Below are 15,706 nucleotides of genomic sequence, written 5' to 3' on the forward strand. Positions count from 1 at the left end.
TCCTGTTTTTTTATCTATTTAGGGTCGATTCAGAATCGTTCGTTCTTTAGATTATATGCCATACGGCATCCGAAGAAAAATGTTATTCCCTTTCCGCTTGTTCCCTCATTGTATACCCGGCTCATCATATCCGTTATCGCCAAGCAAGATATTTCTTGTCCGAGTCAGGTGTGGCGAAATCCAAATACACGATGCTTCATCGTCCAGGAAAGCTGCTTGGAGGCAGAAGGCGCAATAAATCCTCCCATTATGCAAAAATACCAAGTGCTTATAGGATTAACACAAGACCTGTGCGCACATTCTTGCTACGTTTTAGGTAAGCGCTGTCATACCAGTCTGAAGCGCACCGCAGAAAGGAGGGAAATGATATTTATTAACGATTACATCAACCTACGGGAGGGATCGCCGTGAAACGAAGGTTTGCTTTATCCAAAAGAATAACCTTCTGCCTGATCAGTGCAGCCATGCTGCTTGCTCCTCTGTTTGAAGGACAGAGCATGGCTGCTAATGAGAGCAAGTACCCCGCTTCCGCATCGGCCAGCAGCTACGACACCCGCTGTGCTTGCGATGCATCGAAAGCGGTGGACGGCAGTCTTAGCACACGCTGGTCCGGCGAAGGCGACGGCACTTGGCTGAGGCTGGATCTAGGTTCCGTCCAACCGGTCTCACTGGTCAAGATCGCATTTTACAACGGGGACTCGCGTACATTCACCTTCGATATCCAAACCTCAACCGACGGCTCCAACTGGCTTCAAGCTCGGAACGCTGTCACTAGCGTCCAAAATAACCAGCTGCAATCCTTCTCCATCCCCGTCGTGGAAGCCCGCTATGTACGTATTGTGGGCCACGGCAATACCTCCAATAATTGGAACAGCTATACGGAGGTCGAAATTTGGGGAGGTACTACGGATGGAGGAGGCGGAACCCTTGACCCGGCGAAGCCCCCTTCGGGCAATTTTGACCTAACCAAGTGGAAAATCACCCTGCCTGACGCGTCCGAGATCCCGGCCGGCACACTCGCCGGCGGCTATGAGCATCCGGATTGGTTCTATACCGATCCCGTCACCGGCGGCATGGTGTTCACATCCCCTAATATCGGCGAGACCACCACGAACAGCACCTACACCCGCTCCGAGCTTCGGGAAATGCTGAATCCGGCGACGAACAGCGCCTCCTCATGGGCCAACAACTGGGTAACCTCTACCTCCTCCCCTTCCATTAAGTCACAGGCCGGCGGCGTGGATGGAACGATGAAGGCTACCTTACGCGTGGATCGTGTATCCGTCAGCGGGAACGAAGCCGATAAAATCGGCCGCGTCGTGGTCGGGCAGATCCATGGCCCCAGCACCGAGCCTATACGGCTTTATTACCACAAGCGTCCTTCGGACAGCAGGGGGGCGGTTTATTTTGGAACCGATGATCTCGACAACAACAACACCTGGGTGAACATTCTCGGTGGACCGAACCAGCTTAACCCTGTAAGCGGCATTGCCCTCGGCCAGACATGGAGCTATGAAATCAAGGTGACCGGACTGCTCATGACGGTAAAAGTAACCCCGGAGGGCGGATCGGCCATCACCGTGACCCATACCCTTCCAAGCGGTTATAACGATAAATATCTGTACTTCAAGGCAGGCGTCTATAACCAAAACAAATCCGATACCACACCTGATCAATCCGACCATGTCAAAGCCACTTTCTTCTCTCTGACGCACATGCATCCGTAGCTTCCACTTGTCCATCCGATGCCCGGGGCAGTCCAGCCTGCTTCCGGGCGTTCTTAAACACGCTTCAACTACCAATCGAAAAGCGAGGGATGAAACGTTGAAGAAGAAACTTTACCGGTTCTCATGCCTAGTCCTCTGCCTGCTGATAACCATGAGCGTCATGGCATCCCCAGGGCAGCTTTCTGTTACATCTGCACAATCTGTTGCAGGATTCGATCTTGCGGCAGAATCTGTTGCCTCTGCTTCCGATCCCCTGCCAGAGCCGGAAGGTCCGGATGTTCTGTTCTTCTCCGATAACTTCGATTCGGAGCGATACGGCACCACCGGAGGAGTCGTCGTTCCCCTGCCCTGGGTTCAAACCGGGGAAGGCGGAAGCAAAGCCAAGACCTCCGTATCCGGCAGCGCGCCGTCCACGCCAAACCTCATGAAAATCGACGTGACCGATTCCGTCTATCTGCCCGTCAATACGACGGGTTATGGCAACATTAAGCTGAGTTATTATACGAGAGCCTCATCTTATGTCAGCGGAAGCATCGTGGCAGAGTGGTCCGGCGATGAAGGCGCGACTTGGAGCCTGCTGGAGGATTTCAAGCTGGCCCCGGGAACGCCTGAAGCGCCGCGCAGCGAATCCAACACGTTGAAAACCTGGACGCTGCCGCCGGAAGCGAACAGCAATCCGAACGTGCGAATCCAGTTCCGGGTAGGTGATCCGATGAACGCCAATATGTATATCGACAGCGTCTCGCTGTCCGGTCAGGCCATACCAGGCATTCCGCCTGCCATCGATCCCGTGCCTGAGCCTCCGCCAACCGAAACCGGCCCATACCCTGCTCCGGAAGGCGTAACCCTCTATGAGGACGTTTTGATCGGCAAAGCCGGCGACCGGGATCTCTATACGTCCATCGCCGTTCCGAGCACTCCGCTGGCCGAGCCTATGCCGGTCATGATCTACATTCACGGCGGAGGCTGGAACAAGGGAGACCGCAAAAACGCCCTGGGCAGCATCTGCAACTATGTCCTTAAACGCGGGTACATCGGGGTCTCCTTAAGCTACCGTCTAACTCCCGAAGCGCCTTACCCGGCCCAGATTCAAGACGTGAAGCTGGCCATCCGTTATTTGCGCGCCCATGCCGAGCAATACCACATCGATCCGAGCCGAATCGGCGTCTGGGGCACTTCGGCTGGAGGTCACCTCGCTTCCCTGCTTGGAACGACGGGAGACCTGACCTTCGAGGATACGGTCACGCTGGATACCGGGGATACGGTGCATCTGCCCGATATCGAAGGCGCCGGAGGGTGGCCGGAATACTCGACCAAGGTGCAGGCCGTGGTGGACTGGTATGGACCTGCCGATTTCACGACCGATTTTGCCGACCGGTACAGTTCGGTCACGAAGCTGCTCGGCGGACATAACGCCCTGTCCGTCCCGATTGAAGCACGGCTTGCCATGCCCGGAACGTACGCCAGTCCCGATGATCCGCCGTTCTGGATTCGGCATGGAGACGCGGACGCCACCATCCCTTATACCGACAGCATCACCTTCGCCGATCAATTGACGGCTGCCGGCGTTCCTGTGGTCGATTTCGAAATCGTTCCCGGCCAAGGCCACGGCTTTACCGGAGAAGCCAAAACAACCGCGGATGCGGAAGCTTGGGCCTTCATGGAGCAGCACGTAAAGAATCTGGAGGTCACGACGCCGATTCTCTACAAAGAAGGCTACACGCCTCCTGATCCGACGGATCCGACCGATCCCACCGACCCAACCGATCCTTCAACGGGCATCCCCGTTGAGGTTGGCCGTTTGGAGCCCTCGGACGATGCCTTGATCGACAGCTCCAAACCGGACGCCAATATCAATTCCGCTACAGGCACAAGCGTCGGTCTTTTTAGCGTTTCATCCGGTACAACCAACAAAAGGTATGTCTATTTCAAATTCGATGCTTCCACTCTGAGCGATCCCGAATACCGCTACGAATTCCAGGTCGCCGCGAAAAAAGGCACCAGCAACACGGATCTTGAGCTCTCCCTCTACGGGATTGAGGATACAGCCTGGAGCGAAAGCGATCTGACCTGGAACAATGCGCCCGTGAACAGCCTCGATTCGGCCGCTTATGTGGGGTCGTTTACGGTGAAGGCCGAGAATAGCGGCCGGCCGGAGGTGTACGGCGTCGATGTGACGGACTATGTCCGCAGTCATCTAGCAGATGGCAGCGTATCGTTTCTCCTTGCGGATGCAGCCCATACCGGTGTCAGCGTCAATATCTATACCAAGGAAGCCAACGGCTCCAGTAATCCAAGACCTGCGCTGGTCGTTAGCGAATTGGTGGATTCCAGTCAGGATACGACGCCGCCGTCCTGGCCGGACGGAAGCCGCCTGTCCATCGGCAGCATTGGCGAAGATTATGTGCATCTGTCATGGCCGACGGCGGAAGACAACAAGATCGTCGCGAAGTATAACGTTTATCAAAACGGCGTCAAAGTCATGGAGATGGGCTCCGACATCACCCGCCATGAAGCGGAAGGACTATCTCCGCACACGGAGTACAGCTATAAGGTCGAGGCCGTGGATGCCGCTGGAAACGTCAGTCCGGTTCCGCTGACGCTGCAGGTTACGACGCTTAGCGCTCCCTTAGCGCCTTGGCCCGTGGTCTCGGTCACGGCAAGCGGCAGCGACGGCAACATCGAGGATAATACCCTGGACCAAAATCTGTACACCCGCTGGTCTGCCGCCGGCGACGGTCCGTGGATCATGTACGATCTCGGCGAGACCCGGGACATCGGTTATCTGGGCATCGCCTTCTATAAAGGGGACGCTCGCGCTACGGAGATCGATATCGAAACCTCCGATGACGGCGTGACCTGGTCTCCGCTTATCAACGGTTCGAGCAGCGGAACCACTAACGCGATGCAGCCTTTTGACGTTCCGGACACGAGCGCACGTTACGTGAGGCTGATCGGGCGCGGAAATTCGGACGGCAGTGCCTACACGAGTCTAACGGAAGTCCATATCTACCCTCCTTTTGCTAACGGGGATACGCCTGTGGCCATTATTCCGGATTTTGTGCCGCAGCCTCCGGAAGGAACCGTTCCTTTTACCGCTCCCGGCATGAAGAATGCAGACGGCAGCGACCATCCGGTACATCAGGCTTTTGCTGCTACCGGAAGGACGCTGAACGTTATCGATTACGGAGCAGATCCTGCAGACAACGGCTCGGACGATCGACCGGCGATTCAACGAGCAATGGATGAAGCGGTCCCGGGCGACGAGGTGTTTTTCCCGAATGGCGTATACAACTTAAACAGTGCGCCCGATGGACTGACCAATCTAATGCTGAAATCGGAGGTCAATTTACGGGGGGAGAGCCAGAAGGGTGCGATCCTGAAGACCTCGCTGAACAAGGTCCGGAACAGCACGATGCTGAGATCCGCCAAACAGCATGACCTGACCATCTCCAATCTGACGCTGACCTCCGCATGGGAAGGCCAATATTCGACCGATCACAGAATCAACAACCCGGATGCCGGCGGTCCGGACATGATGATCATTGCCGCCAATTATGGCGAGGCGCCTTCATACAACATTACGATCGACAGCGTGACGATCGAGAAATTCAGCCGCATGGGCGTCCGCATCGAGAACAGCCATGATATCGTCGTCCGCAATACCACGTTCCGAAATGCCACGGACCTTGGGCCGGGCGGTGCCGGGTACGGCGTATCCATTCAGGGGGTGCCGAAGGTCGACCGTAACGGTTTTGCCAATGATACAAGGTGGAATCTGGTCGAGGACTCTTCCTTCGAGGGGCCTTATCTTCGTCACGGCGCACTCATTCAATATGTGGCCCATAACAACGTGATCCGGCATAACGAATTCCACCAAGTCCGGCTGGATGCGATTGATCTGCATGGGGAGCTGGAGTATTTTAACGAGATCCACGATAACCTGATCACCGACATGCCGTATGGCGGCGGCATCGGCATCGGGAATACCGGGGGGACCGCCCCGACCAATCACAGCAAATCCGGCCCGCAAAACTATATCCATGACAACACGATCCGCAACGCGCGGGAAGGCATCGTCGTATCGATGGGCTCGCCGGATACCATCATCGAGAACAACCGAATCGAGAATACCGTCGATATTCCTAACGCGGCAGGCATCAACATTTTGAACGGGCCGGGCACGATCATCAAAGGCAACACGATCCGCCAGAACACCGCCGAGCATTATTGGGCCATCCTGCTCGAGCACGACAACGGGGACACCAACGCGGGCGGCATCGGAGCCGGAGATCCGGAGAACGTGCAGATTCTGGACAACGTCATCACCGGCAACAGTAACGGAATTCAGCTCCAGGCAGGCAAGAATATCAAGCTAACGGGCAATACGCTGGACAATATCGGCGAGAACTTCACGGCAGCACCTGGCGTCACGTATACCGATTTCACGGTGGGCCTGGAGTACAGCACGACGGCCCCAACGAATGGGGACGTTGTAGCAGCCTTGGTCTTCGAGAGTCCGATTACCGTTACGAATAACGGCGGATCTTCAACTTACAGGTTCACGGAGAACGGTTCGTTTACCTTCGAATATACGGATGAGGACGGCAACAAAGGCACCCTAACGGCAACCGTTTCGAACATCGATACAATCGCCCCGGTGCTTAAGGTTACGCTCTCGCCTTCCGTACTGAAGGCGCCGAATCACAAAATGGTCGATATTCGCGCTAGCCTCGAATCCAGCGATGAAGGCTCTGGCATTGCGTCCATCATGCTAACCTCCATCACCAGCGAGAGTACAGGTGGCAAGGGGCATAGCGGAGATATCCAGGATATTTTGACTGTGCAAGATAAGGATGCAGGTATCAACGAAAGTAAAGGCAAGGGAGGTGATCGAGGACCGGATATTCAGGATGCCGAATTCGGTACCGATGACACTCATTTCCGGCTGCGAGCGGAGAAATCGGCACGCGGTCAAAGCCGAATCTACACGGTGACCTATACCGTTACGGATCATGCGGGGAATCAAGCAAATGCGGTGGGAACGGTGAGGGTGAAGTGAGGTACGGTGTAATACGTGAAAAACGTAATGGAGAGGCACGTTAATCTGCTTTACGTCGAGAAATTAGTTGTTTCGCAGGCTAGGTAACCCGGAGTAGAAAAAATCATCGAAAACTGCATCGCTGCTTTATTTTAGTCGCCGCTAGGCGACTTTTCTTTTTCAGGCTATTCATGCTTGGTTAAACATATTGACCGATAAATATTACATATAAGCGGTAATTTATATCGCGCCTACCGCCAATGCGCCAGCTCCTTCTACAACGGGGCAATAATCCAGCGAATATGCCGGGCGGGGATCGTATTCTGCACAAAAGTCAGAAGTCCCAGCGTGACGGAATCACCAAAGCGGTCCTTCTGACCGTCGGCGTAGACATAATTTCCGTTCACACCGCTAGTCAAGGGAATGGTACGGATATACAATGCCTTTGATTCCATGAAAGCATGAATATCCCCGTCGAATTCCTCCACACCTGGATAAGCTTTCTCCCCTTCTACATGCGTTAACAGATACTTTGCCATCATGATTGTTCTCCTTCTGGTTTATATAATCAGGGATTTTCCCTGTAAAACCCGTGCCAAATAAAAAGGCCGCCTATTGGCGACCAAGCGGTTTCTTATTTTGTTTTCCTTATACTTCAAGTTCAAGTTGTATCCAAAGTCATTCAAAAGAATAACCCCTGCCATGTTAATTAGATGGAACCGTCTCCTACAGAAAACTCAGATTTCAATTGCTCTCTTTATTGATAATCCCCAGACGATAAAGCACGGTCATGATCCGGTAAAAATCGAAGCTGCCCTCAGGGTCATGAAGTACTCCTGCCTTTTTTGCAGCTTGTACCGCCGGTCCCGCCCAAGATGGAACCTTCGCAGGCTTATCCGTCTCCGCCGCCTTAAGCCTGGCATTCATCTGCTTGATGGCAATGCCCTGCTCGGTTAGCAGTTTCATTGCCGAGGCATATTGCTCGTTAAGCTGCCGAACCTGGTCCTGTGTTTTTTGCAGCTCGGCCGTTAATTGTTCGATTTTCATGCGTTCCTCCTCCTCCGGACTTGGCACATCATATTGATGGAGCGAATGCTGCTCCATAATGGAAATGAGCTTTTTGGGATAATTGGGGTCAGTGGCATAGCCGCCTCTCCAAATCTCCGTTGCCGCCGTTTTATAATCCGCCCATAACACGCCATGGTAGCGCTGCGGCTTGTCGCGGGTGCCGTTCAAGATCAGCCGGGTATGATCGGCAACCGATTCATGCCAGTGGTTGTATTTTCGAAATGAGGCTTGAGTCGTATAGGGCGTCTGTCCCCGGTATTCCGTTGTCTGCATGGTCACGCTGCCCGCCGGGCCGGTTCCTTTGATGCCGAACAGATTGTTCGCCTTTTGCGTCAGGCCGCTCGTTCCCCAGTTGGATTCCAGGATTGCCTGGGCAAGCGTAAGCGAAGCGGGTACCCCGTACTGACGCATGTCCTGAGCAGCTATAGGTGCCAGCTTGGCTATAAAATCAGAGGGCTTCATCCTTTTTCTCCTCCTTTCCTGCGGTTGGCTTTTCCCCTTCTTCGGATTTGATCTGGAATACCTGTACCACATTACGCAGGGACTGGGGGATCGGTACCCCCATTCTTCCTACGTTCTCAATAATGGACAGCAGCTCATTCGCGAGATAGAAGAAGATCACCGTATTCTGAAAATAATTCATCTCCCCCAGCACCCGGTCCACCAGATGCATCAGGGCGATGATGAGAAAAATGGTCATTTTGCGTGCAATTCCAGTATAACCAAGACGGCTGCGCAGCTCGCCGTTCATCCAGGCCGCGCCCCACCCGGTCAACCAATCAATCACCACGAACCACAACAACAGATGCAGCGGCAGCGACCATCCGCCCCAGACGTACCCTGTCACGGCCCCCGTCCCCGCCACGAGCATCTTAAAAAACTGACCGATGTGCTCATACATAATTCTTCCTCCTTTTATATGGTTTTGAAGGTGTGAAAAAGCCCTCGGGGGAGCCGAGGGCTTGGATTGAAGTTATTCATAGTTGCTTTAACAGAAATACATGGATACACCTTTTAAGCAGTACACCACTTCGCATGCGGATCATGCTTCCGATCGCTGTTGCCCCCAGATTTTCCTGAAACTTTAGGGATAGAGTTAAAATCCGGGGACAAAGGCGACCGCTCCGCTTCTCCAGCATGATTCCGCCTTCTCCGTTGAAGCCCTTCACGTTAGGCCTTTCAAAGCAGCGTTTAGTATGCCTCGCCAGTGATGACTTCATATTCAGCCGTGTTGATTACGCCAAACGCCACATACTGTCTCAATTGAGACTTCTGTGCCCACTTCTTTTCATAGTAGTACTTCAATCGTTCAAAATCGTTCTCGAACATCGTCTCCCGCTCCTTTCGATCAGCTATTTTCAAGCGACAGCAGCCGCAATTCAAGTCCCACGATTTGAGCGCCCTGTGCATCGTTCTGTTGACGCAGCTCCAAAGCCTCCAGTTCCCGCGTTACCATCTCGCTCCCTAGACGATCCATTTCATTAGGCTCTACTGATTGAGGTCTGGTTAGCTCCTCGATTTCCTCTGAGGTTAAGCCTTCTACCCAAAATATCGGCTGGGCCGGAGACTCCAGCACCGGCATGTCGCCACGCTGCTCTTCCGGGAGTGCATGCCATTTAGACAAGGCTTGTTGGAATGAATCTTGTGCTGTACTTACGGCAGCCTCGTATGCATTCCAGGCTGCAAGATCAAAGCGCGGGCGGAACAAGCCTGGAGTTACAGGGATGCCGATGATGTAGCCGGAGATGGTGGTTTCTGGTTCGTTGGGGGCTTCACCTTTTGGTTTGTTAACGTCTTTTGTTGTGATTAGAATATCTGGTATTCCTTGTTCCATGTAGGAATAAAAAGGGACGACACCGGAAAAGGCATCGTCCACGATCGTGTCCTCTATATAGAGGCCGTCTGTATTTACTTTAGGTACGGCTTTCATGTAATACCTCCTTTATTGTTCAGCTAGGAATGAAGGTAGGCATATATCAAGATAAGCATTTCCTCCCACATTCCAAATTTGTACATGGCCCAAAGTATTTATTGTAATTTCAAGGGGGAGTAACGCGCTACCAGAAGACCATAGAGATCCGAAAACTATTACATCAGATGGTCTATATCCCTCTGGAAGTGTGAATAGCAAAACTCCGTTTCCTGTCGTGCCTCCCTCTGGGCGTCCTACAATGTAAACATTTCCCAGCGAGTCCCTTCGATATCTCAATATTCCCGTCCAAGAGTTTAGTAGCGTGGGTGAAATCCAACCCGGCTGCGAATACTTATCTGCCTTCTTATTCATCAATACAGATACAGCGGTGGCATTCTGTTGTACCGTGCCAGTCAGTTCTTGGAACATCGACATTTCGTTAGCCGCATACGACCCGGTGAATGGAACAATAGGTGATTTATCTAGCATCAGGTATGTGACGGAGTACGCGGCGGAAGGGTCGAACTTCTCTTTATTAACACTAGCCCATGCGGGTCCATTTGAAACTTCTAAAGCTGATCCTGGAGTCCGAAAACCGGAACTATCAGGCGTGATGCGCATTCCGTTTCTGTAAAATTCGATAAGTAAAGAGGCTTTGTTTTTCAGTGGGTATTTTGCACCGTTGAATGTTGCAACACCATTGCTTGCAACTGAAAGCTGGTTGCTCTCTCTTACCACAATTCCCGTCCCAACCTCGATTAAGTTATCGCCCTCATTAAACGTTAACGTGCCTTCGGAAACGATAGGTTCGACTGTTGGCGTTGCGAGTCGGTAAACGAGTTGGTACGGCGTCCAATTTGGCGCTTGTATAGTCGGAAGCGTAAACGTCCCATCAACCCAAATACGATTAACACCATCTAACCTGCGAGCCCATAATTTTATGCCTGTACCGTTGTATAGGTTGTTCACGGGATTATCAGGCGTTTGCAATCCTTCGGATATGATTGCGGAGCCGTTATACATCGTCCAACCCATAAAAAATGCCTTAATCTCGTCAGGTGTCGGCGTGTAGTTGTCACCCCATCCGCTGTCTGCACTGGAAACACCTATTCCTAGACCTATAGCCCCACCACCCCAATCAGCTGTACTGTATAAATCTACTGCGCTTGATGGTAGACCTCCTTTTAAATAAGTTCCATCATATTTTGTCACAACTGGTTGATTAGTTTTATTTCTATCAACAATATCTGTAAGTAGTCGTACACATTTTCCCCCTGAGTATGAATTAAAATACCCGTATTGATGGTTGAAGTCAAAGACTAGCTTCTTCCACTTCGCAAGCTTAGTATACTGCCCGCCCTTCTCGAATACCTCGTCAGCATTCATACCTGTCACCGGATCGGAGTATAAGTCCGTTTGCAGCGTTAATATATAGTCTTCACGTGGATTGTGTGTTTTGACCGTAACTCCGAGATTAAGTGTAATATCTTCAATAACATAGTCACCAACAGTCGCACCTTGAGGTGCTACAATACGAACCTCCATAGTTTTAATGTTTGCCGGAGTAACAAATATATCTGTTCCATTACCTGTTCCGCTGACGGAGGTTCCAGGTGTGTCTAATACATAGAATCCTGCTTCATCGTAACCTAGTACATCAACGTACACTCCATCGTATTTTTCAAGGCCATTTAGAGTGATTTTTGCACGAAGTGTATAGTTAGTATTCGGTATAGCCGGAATGAGTTTAGACCGGTATTCCACAATCGTTGCACCTGTTGCTTTTACTATAGCTGAATATTCAGAAAGCACTTTCGTTGAACTTTCCACCGAGCCTTCAAATAGTGTAGGAGCCAAATTATCTCCGTATCGAATCACGTACGGATTTCGGACAGGTTGAATACTATCGACGTATGGATATTTTATAACCATTTGTTCCGAGGAATACGATGTGATGCTGTTATATTCTGATTGTGAAATTTCATACAAACTTACGTTTTTAACATCAAAGTTAACTGCAGCATATACTCCGCCCGCATAACAAACTCCAACTATAATATCAAAAGCAGTGTCAACTGATTTTGTAAACCCATAATAAATTCTTTGCCAAACCCCCAGTTTAGTCTTATCTACAGCATCCGCCCCAATTGCAGCATTTGCACCTACTTTTACTAACCCGCTGCCTGAAATGCTGTTTATTTTCACTTCTGCCGATATTACGTAGTATTTCCCAGCTAGAGCAAGAAAAGCTGAACCCCCTACCTGCCTATAAATGATATAACCCTCGTCTTTATTAGTAACAGCTACATTTATAGCCTCAGTATTGTTACCAGTTGTGCCTGACCCAACACTTAAGGTAGTTGTCGCCGGATTTGATACGCTTCGATTAGTCCTCCGTCCAGCCAAATTCACCAACGTCCGCCCCTTAATCCCACTCAGCTTAAAAGGCGCGCTCCGCTCCGCATTCACGATCTGAAGCCCCGGCTGCAGCACAACTTCCCTGCGTTCTTCGGTATCCAGACGCTTTCCCAGTGCATTGATGGACTCGTTCGTTTCACCCGCGAACCGATCTACGGCATCCGCGTTCTGATCAATATACTTCTCCAGATCGAAATACGTCGTGGACGGCGAGGTTCGATCAATTTTGTTCAACCCGATATTCGGCGTAACCGGATTCGTCATTTAGGCTCCTCCTCCCAACAATCTGTCTTGTGTCGTTGCTGATATTTCCTCAAACGTCATGCCCTCCACCTCGGCGATGGTAAGGTAACGCAGAGCGTAATCCACAGCCATATGCGCGGGTTTGATCTCCTCAATGGCCGATTTCAAGTCACTTAAATTGGGCGGAATGCCCAGCGTATCTCGAAAATGAATCGTTACTTTATACTCCGCCGGCTGGACGGATACCTTGATGCTGCCCCGCTCATAGGCTTGTGCCACATTTTTGAGCATGCTGGCAGACACCTTCCCGCTCCCCCGCATCTTGGAGATGATCACCGACCGCCGCTGTTCAATCGGCTTGGATAAGTTGACCGGGATGTTCAGGTCCTGCTCATACCTGGATAGCGCCCAGGTCGCGGTTTCGGGGTAATACTGGTCCAACTGATCCTCCAGTTCTTGCGCCAGCTTATCCAACTCAACTCCTTCGGCTCCGGCAATGGCTTTCATTTCCCGAACATCGTGATAAAAGGACGGCAAATAACCCAGCCAGGCTTCGGCTTTACTCATAGGACCGTCACCGTCCCCAGGACAGCTACCGCCTCCGGTTCGATCGGAATGCTGTCCGTTCCCCCGTTCACGGTCAATACCTCGTAGTCGATGACAGCCGGAATATCCAAAATCACGTTGGCGATCCGGTTATACCGGACCAACGGGTCGGACATGGCGAGGTCTTTCAGATACTGGCGCACGCCCTGCTCAATCGCTCCCTGCACACCATCCAAGCCAGCCCCATCGAGCAGCGTAACCTGCACTTCAATATGGACTGGCACTTCAGCCGCTCCCACAACGGTGACCACCGAACCGACGGGAGCCGCCCCTTCTCCCATGCCATCCATGGTCGGATCAATATGCTGCTGCACCGAATCCACTACGGAAGGCGTAGGCGAACGCATCTCGTTATCCAGCAGCACCACCTTGACCGTGCCGGGACCGTCCCATAACGGAAAAGCCTTGGCCTTGCCGACCCCGGCTTTCTCCCTCGCCCATAACTCATACTGATTCCGGTTCGCGCTGGTCACGGGCCGGGAGATTTTTTCGCGGTATCGGTCATATAACGCTTCATCCGATTCGGTATCTTCGCCAGGTACCCAGAGTTCCACCAGCTCGGCCTTTACTAAGCCTTCTACGTATTCCAACGGAAGCAGCGAACCGAATCGACGGTTGCCTTCCTTCCCGCTCGTCTCGCATTCCAGCACGTACTGCCCTGCACCCAGCCGGGTCATGACTTTGTAATTCAGAGGATCCAATGAAAAACGGCTCCCTATAGCCACATCCACCGGGGCGCCGTTACTGCCCGAAAATTGCCCCAGCAGCTGTGCTTTTGTAGCCTGCTTTCGGGTAAGTCCCGACCAGGCAATGCTTCGATCCAAAAATTCGCCCGATGCCGTAGCGGCAAATTTCAGGTTCATGGAATACTCCAATTCCATGTACATCTGGGCAAGCTCAGCCGCAGAAGGCGCCAACGCATCGTAGATGATGCTGCCCTCTCTTTTGTCCATACCCTCCGGGACGCGATCCAGCATCCGCTCCAGAATGGCTTCATACGTCTGTTCCTCAACCACTCTCCCTCACCTCCTTAGTCATACTGTAAGTTCCATGCACGCTTCGGACCGTAAACTCCGCTATGGCCAACTCGCCCGTGAACGTAATGTTCATGTCATCCACCGACAACACGCGATCATCCTGCAGCAGCGCTTCCTTGATATGGCGCTCGATTTCAGCATAGGCCCACAGCGGGTCGCGGCCAATGACGGAGTCCAGCTCCTGCCCATAGTTGCTGCTGTAGATCAGATGCTCAAATCGGCGAGTCTGAAGGATTTTGACGACCGCCTGTTTAACGGCCTCAAGAGCATCAATGTGACCGGATATCTTCCCTTCCTCCAGATTCAAATCATATGTCAAACTAGGCTGCTCCAAGGTTTCCACGATCTCGCTACCCGGCTGCAGCGTTCCTCCTTGCGGGATCATGACGGCTTCACCAACCGATCCAGCACGAGATACGTTTGCCCGCCCTGGTAACGTATGAGCAGCACCGTGTCTCCCGTTTCCAGCCCTTTTCGAATCACATATTCCGCGCCGCCAATGTTCAGCTTGTACTCGGTCATCGACTCTCCGATAACTAAAAAATCCTCCGTCAGGCTGAAACGCTGATCCACGTTCACCTCCAGAGGATGGATTGATGTGACTGTGCCGTACAGCACCGCCATCGGGTTTGTGCTTCCCACGGCGCTGAGACTGGCTTTTTTGATAATATCCAGCATCCCTGCTTACACCACCTTCATATTCAGCGACATCGTGTGCGTACCGTCCGAGAATTTATGCGTACACTCATCGATGAGATACGGCTTCAAGCCTTCTTCGGGCAGGTTCACATAGATCGTGTTTCCGGCACGAACCCGTAAATCCCCGATAGCCTCTATCGACAACGTCTGCTGCTCCCTGTTCTTCAGCTCCAGCAAATTTTGCGCTAACTGCTTCAATTGAGCAGGGTTCATGTTCTCGTCAGCAACCTCGTATAACTGGAGCAGGCCCCACTGGGCAATGTTTTGTCCGTGCTGATATAGGTAAACATCCCGCTTGCCCGTCTGCTTGTTGTCCCGCACGACTTTGATGCGGTTGTACGTCTCGTTGTCGATGCTTTTTTTATATGAAAAATCCGTCATGAGGCTGTCTTCTCCCACCGCAAGCATGAGCAGCATGTCGTTGATGTTGGTCAACGTCAGTTCGCCATACCGGTCGTAAAACATATAGTATTGCTTGGTCGCGATCAACGTGGAATCCAGAGCCTTGCAGATGATATCGATCAGTTTCTTGTCCGCTTCCAGCATGGCAGGGATCGTATGGCCCGTGTCGACCAGCGTACCTGTCTTCAGATTGAAATCCTTAGCGATCTTCCGGATGATATCCTCCACCTTGGCATTCGTGAACCGGTAGGTGTCGTTGCTGGACAGGTAGCGCAGCTGATCGTAAGCCATTACCTTAACCTGGGCGTCCATGCCCCACTCTTTGGAAAAAACGTACCCATAAAACAGATCCTTGTTATCCTTTCGGAAGCGCACAATGTCGCCGTTCTCCACTTCGAATGCCTTGCTCTGCGCCAGGCCATCGTTCACATAGTTGATATCCAGACTTGCCGGCTTCGCCTGGCGGCTTGTTTTCCATGAGATGTCGGTTACGATCTGCCCCAAATCCCACACGCTGCCGTTCTTACGGTCAATCATCAGTTCGATCACGATG

The 15,706-nt window shown here is 52.1% G+C and carries 13 protein-coding genes; 2 read left to right on the forward strand and 11 right to left on the reverse strand.

Going from position 1 to position 15,706, the window contains the following annotated elements; translation table 11 throughout:
• Nucleotides 1-407 precede the first annotated feature (407 nt).
• On the forward strand, nucleotides 408-1,727 hold the full coding sequence (locus HMPREF9412_RS24815) for a polysaccharide lyase family 7 protein (protein WP_009594615.1): 1,320 nt from the start codon (nucleotides 408-410) through the stop codon (nucleotides 1,725-1,727).
• A gap of 97 nt (nucleotides 1,728-1,824) precedes the next feature.
• Entirely contained in the window at nucleotides 1,825-6,789 is a 4,965-nt protein-coding gene (locus tag HMPREF9412_RS24820) for a CBM96 family carbohydrate-binding protein (protein WP_139084091.1), read from the forward strand.
• Between the two features lie 254 nt (nucleotides 6,790-7,043).
• On the opposite strand, the gene HMPREF9412_RS24825 is transcribed toward HMPREF9412_RS24820, so the two are convergent.
• The 11 genes from HMPREF9412_RS24825 to HMPREF9412_RS24870 form a co-directional block, all read right to left on the reverse strand.
• Nucleotides 7,044-7,310, reverse strand: a complete 267-nt coding sequence (locus HMPREF9412_RS24825; RefSeq protein WP_009594565.1) for a hypothetical protein — start codon at nucleotides 7,308-7,310, stop codon at nucleotides 7,044-7,046.
• 202 nt (nucleotides 7,311-7,512) lie between these two features.
• The gene (locus tag HMPREF9412_RS24830) at nucleotides 7,513-8,298 is read right to left on the reverse strand and encodes a glycoside hydrolase family 73 protein (RefSeq protein ID WP_009594604.1); all 786 of its coding nucleotides are present in this window, start codon (nucleotides 8,296-8,298) and stop codon (nucleotides 7,513-7,515) included.
• Nucleotides 8,285-8,737, reverse strand: a complete 453-nt coding sequence (locus HMPREF9412_RS24835; RefSeq protein ID WP_009594599.1) for a phage holin family protein — start codon at nucleotides 8,735-8,737, stop codon at nucleotides 8,285-8,287. The genes HMPREF9412_RS24830 and HMPREF9412_RS24835 overlap by 14 nt, the downstream gene beginning before the upstream one ends.
• Nucleotides 8,738-9,027: 290 nt before the next feature.
• Nucleotides 9,028-9,165 (reverse strand): XkdX family protein, encoded by a 138-nt coding sequence (locus HMPREF9412_RS32240; RefSeq protein ID WP_009594567.1) that lies wholly within the window; start codon nucleotides 9,163-9,165, stop codon nucleotides 9,028-9,030.
• A gap of 19 nt (nucleotides 9,166-9,184) precedes the next feature.
• Complete coding sequence (locus HMPREF9412_RS24840) at nucleotides 9,185-9,766, reverse strand: hypothetical protein (RefSeq protein ID WP_009594575.1); 582 nt, start codon at nucleotides 9,764-9,766, stop codon at nucleotides 9,185-9,187.
• Between the two features lie 12 nt (nucleotides 9,767-9,778).
• Nucleotides 9,779-12,430, reverse strand: coding sequence for a hypothetical protein (locus HMPREF9412_RS24845; protein WP_009594589.1), 2,652 nt, complete (start codon nucleotides 12,428-12,430; stop codon nucleotides 9,779-9,781).
• Complete coding sequence (locus HMPREF9412_RS24850) at nucleotides 12,431-12,976, reverse strand: YmfQ family protein (protein WP_009594611.1); 546 nt, start codon at nucleotides 12,974-12,976, stop codon at nucleotides 12,431-12,433.
• Nucleotides 12,973-14,031, reverse strand: coding sequence for a baseplate J/gp47 family protein (locus tag HMPREF9412_RS24855; protein ID WP_009594585.1), 1,059 nt, complete (start codon nucleotides 14,029-14,031; stop codon nucleotides 12,973-12,975). The genes HMPREF9412_RS24850 and HMPREF9412_RS24855 overlap by 4 nt, the downstream gene beginning before the upstream one ends.
• The gene (locus HMPREF9412_RS24860; protein WP_009594560.1) at nucleotides 14,024-14,437 is read right to left on the reverse strand and encodes a DUF2634 domain-containing protein; all 414 of its coding nucleotides are present in this window, start codon (nucleotides 14,435-14,437) and stop codon (nucleotides 14,024-14,026) included. The genes HMPREF9412_RS24855 and HMPREF9412_RS24860 overlap by 8 nt, the downstream gene beginning before the upstream one ends.
• Nucleotides 14,434-14,730 (reverse strand): DUF2577 domain-containing protein, encoded by a 297-nt coding sequence (locus tag HMPREF9412_RS24865; protein ID WP_009594605.1) that lies wholly within the window; start codon nucleotides 14,728-14,730, stop codon nucleotides 14,434-14,436. Before HMPREF9412_RS24865 ends, HMPREF9412_RS24860 begins: the two co-directional genes overlap by 4 nt.
• Before the next feature lie 6 nt (nucleotides 14,731-14,736).
• The gene (locus tag HMPREF9412_RS24870; protein WP_009594590.1) at nucleotides 14,737-15,702 is read right to left on the reverse strand and encodes an XkdQ/YqbQ family protein; all 966 of its coding nucleotides are present in this window, start codon (nucleotides 15,700-15,702) and stop codon (nucleotides 14,737-14,739) included.
• Nucleotides 15,703-15,706: the final 4 nt, after the last annotated feature.

The organism is Paenibacillus sp. HGF5, from assembly GCF_000204455.1.
GTDB lineage: Bacteria > Bacillota > Bacilli > Paenibacillales > Paenibacillaceae > Paenibacillus_AQ > Paenibacillus_AQ lautus_A.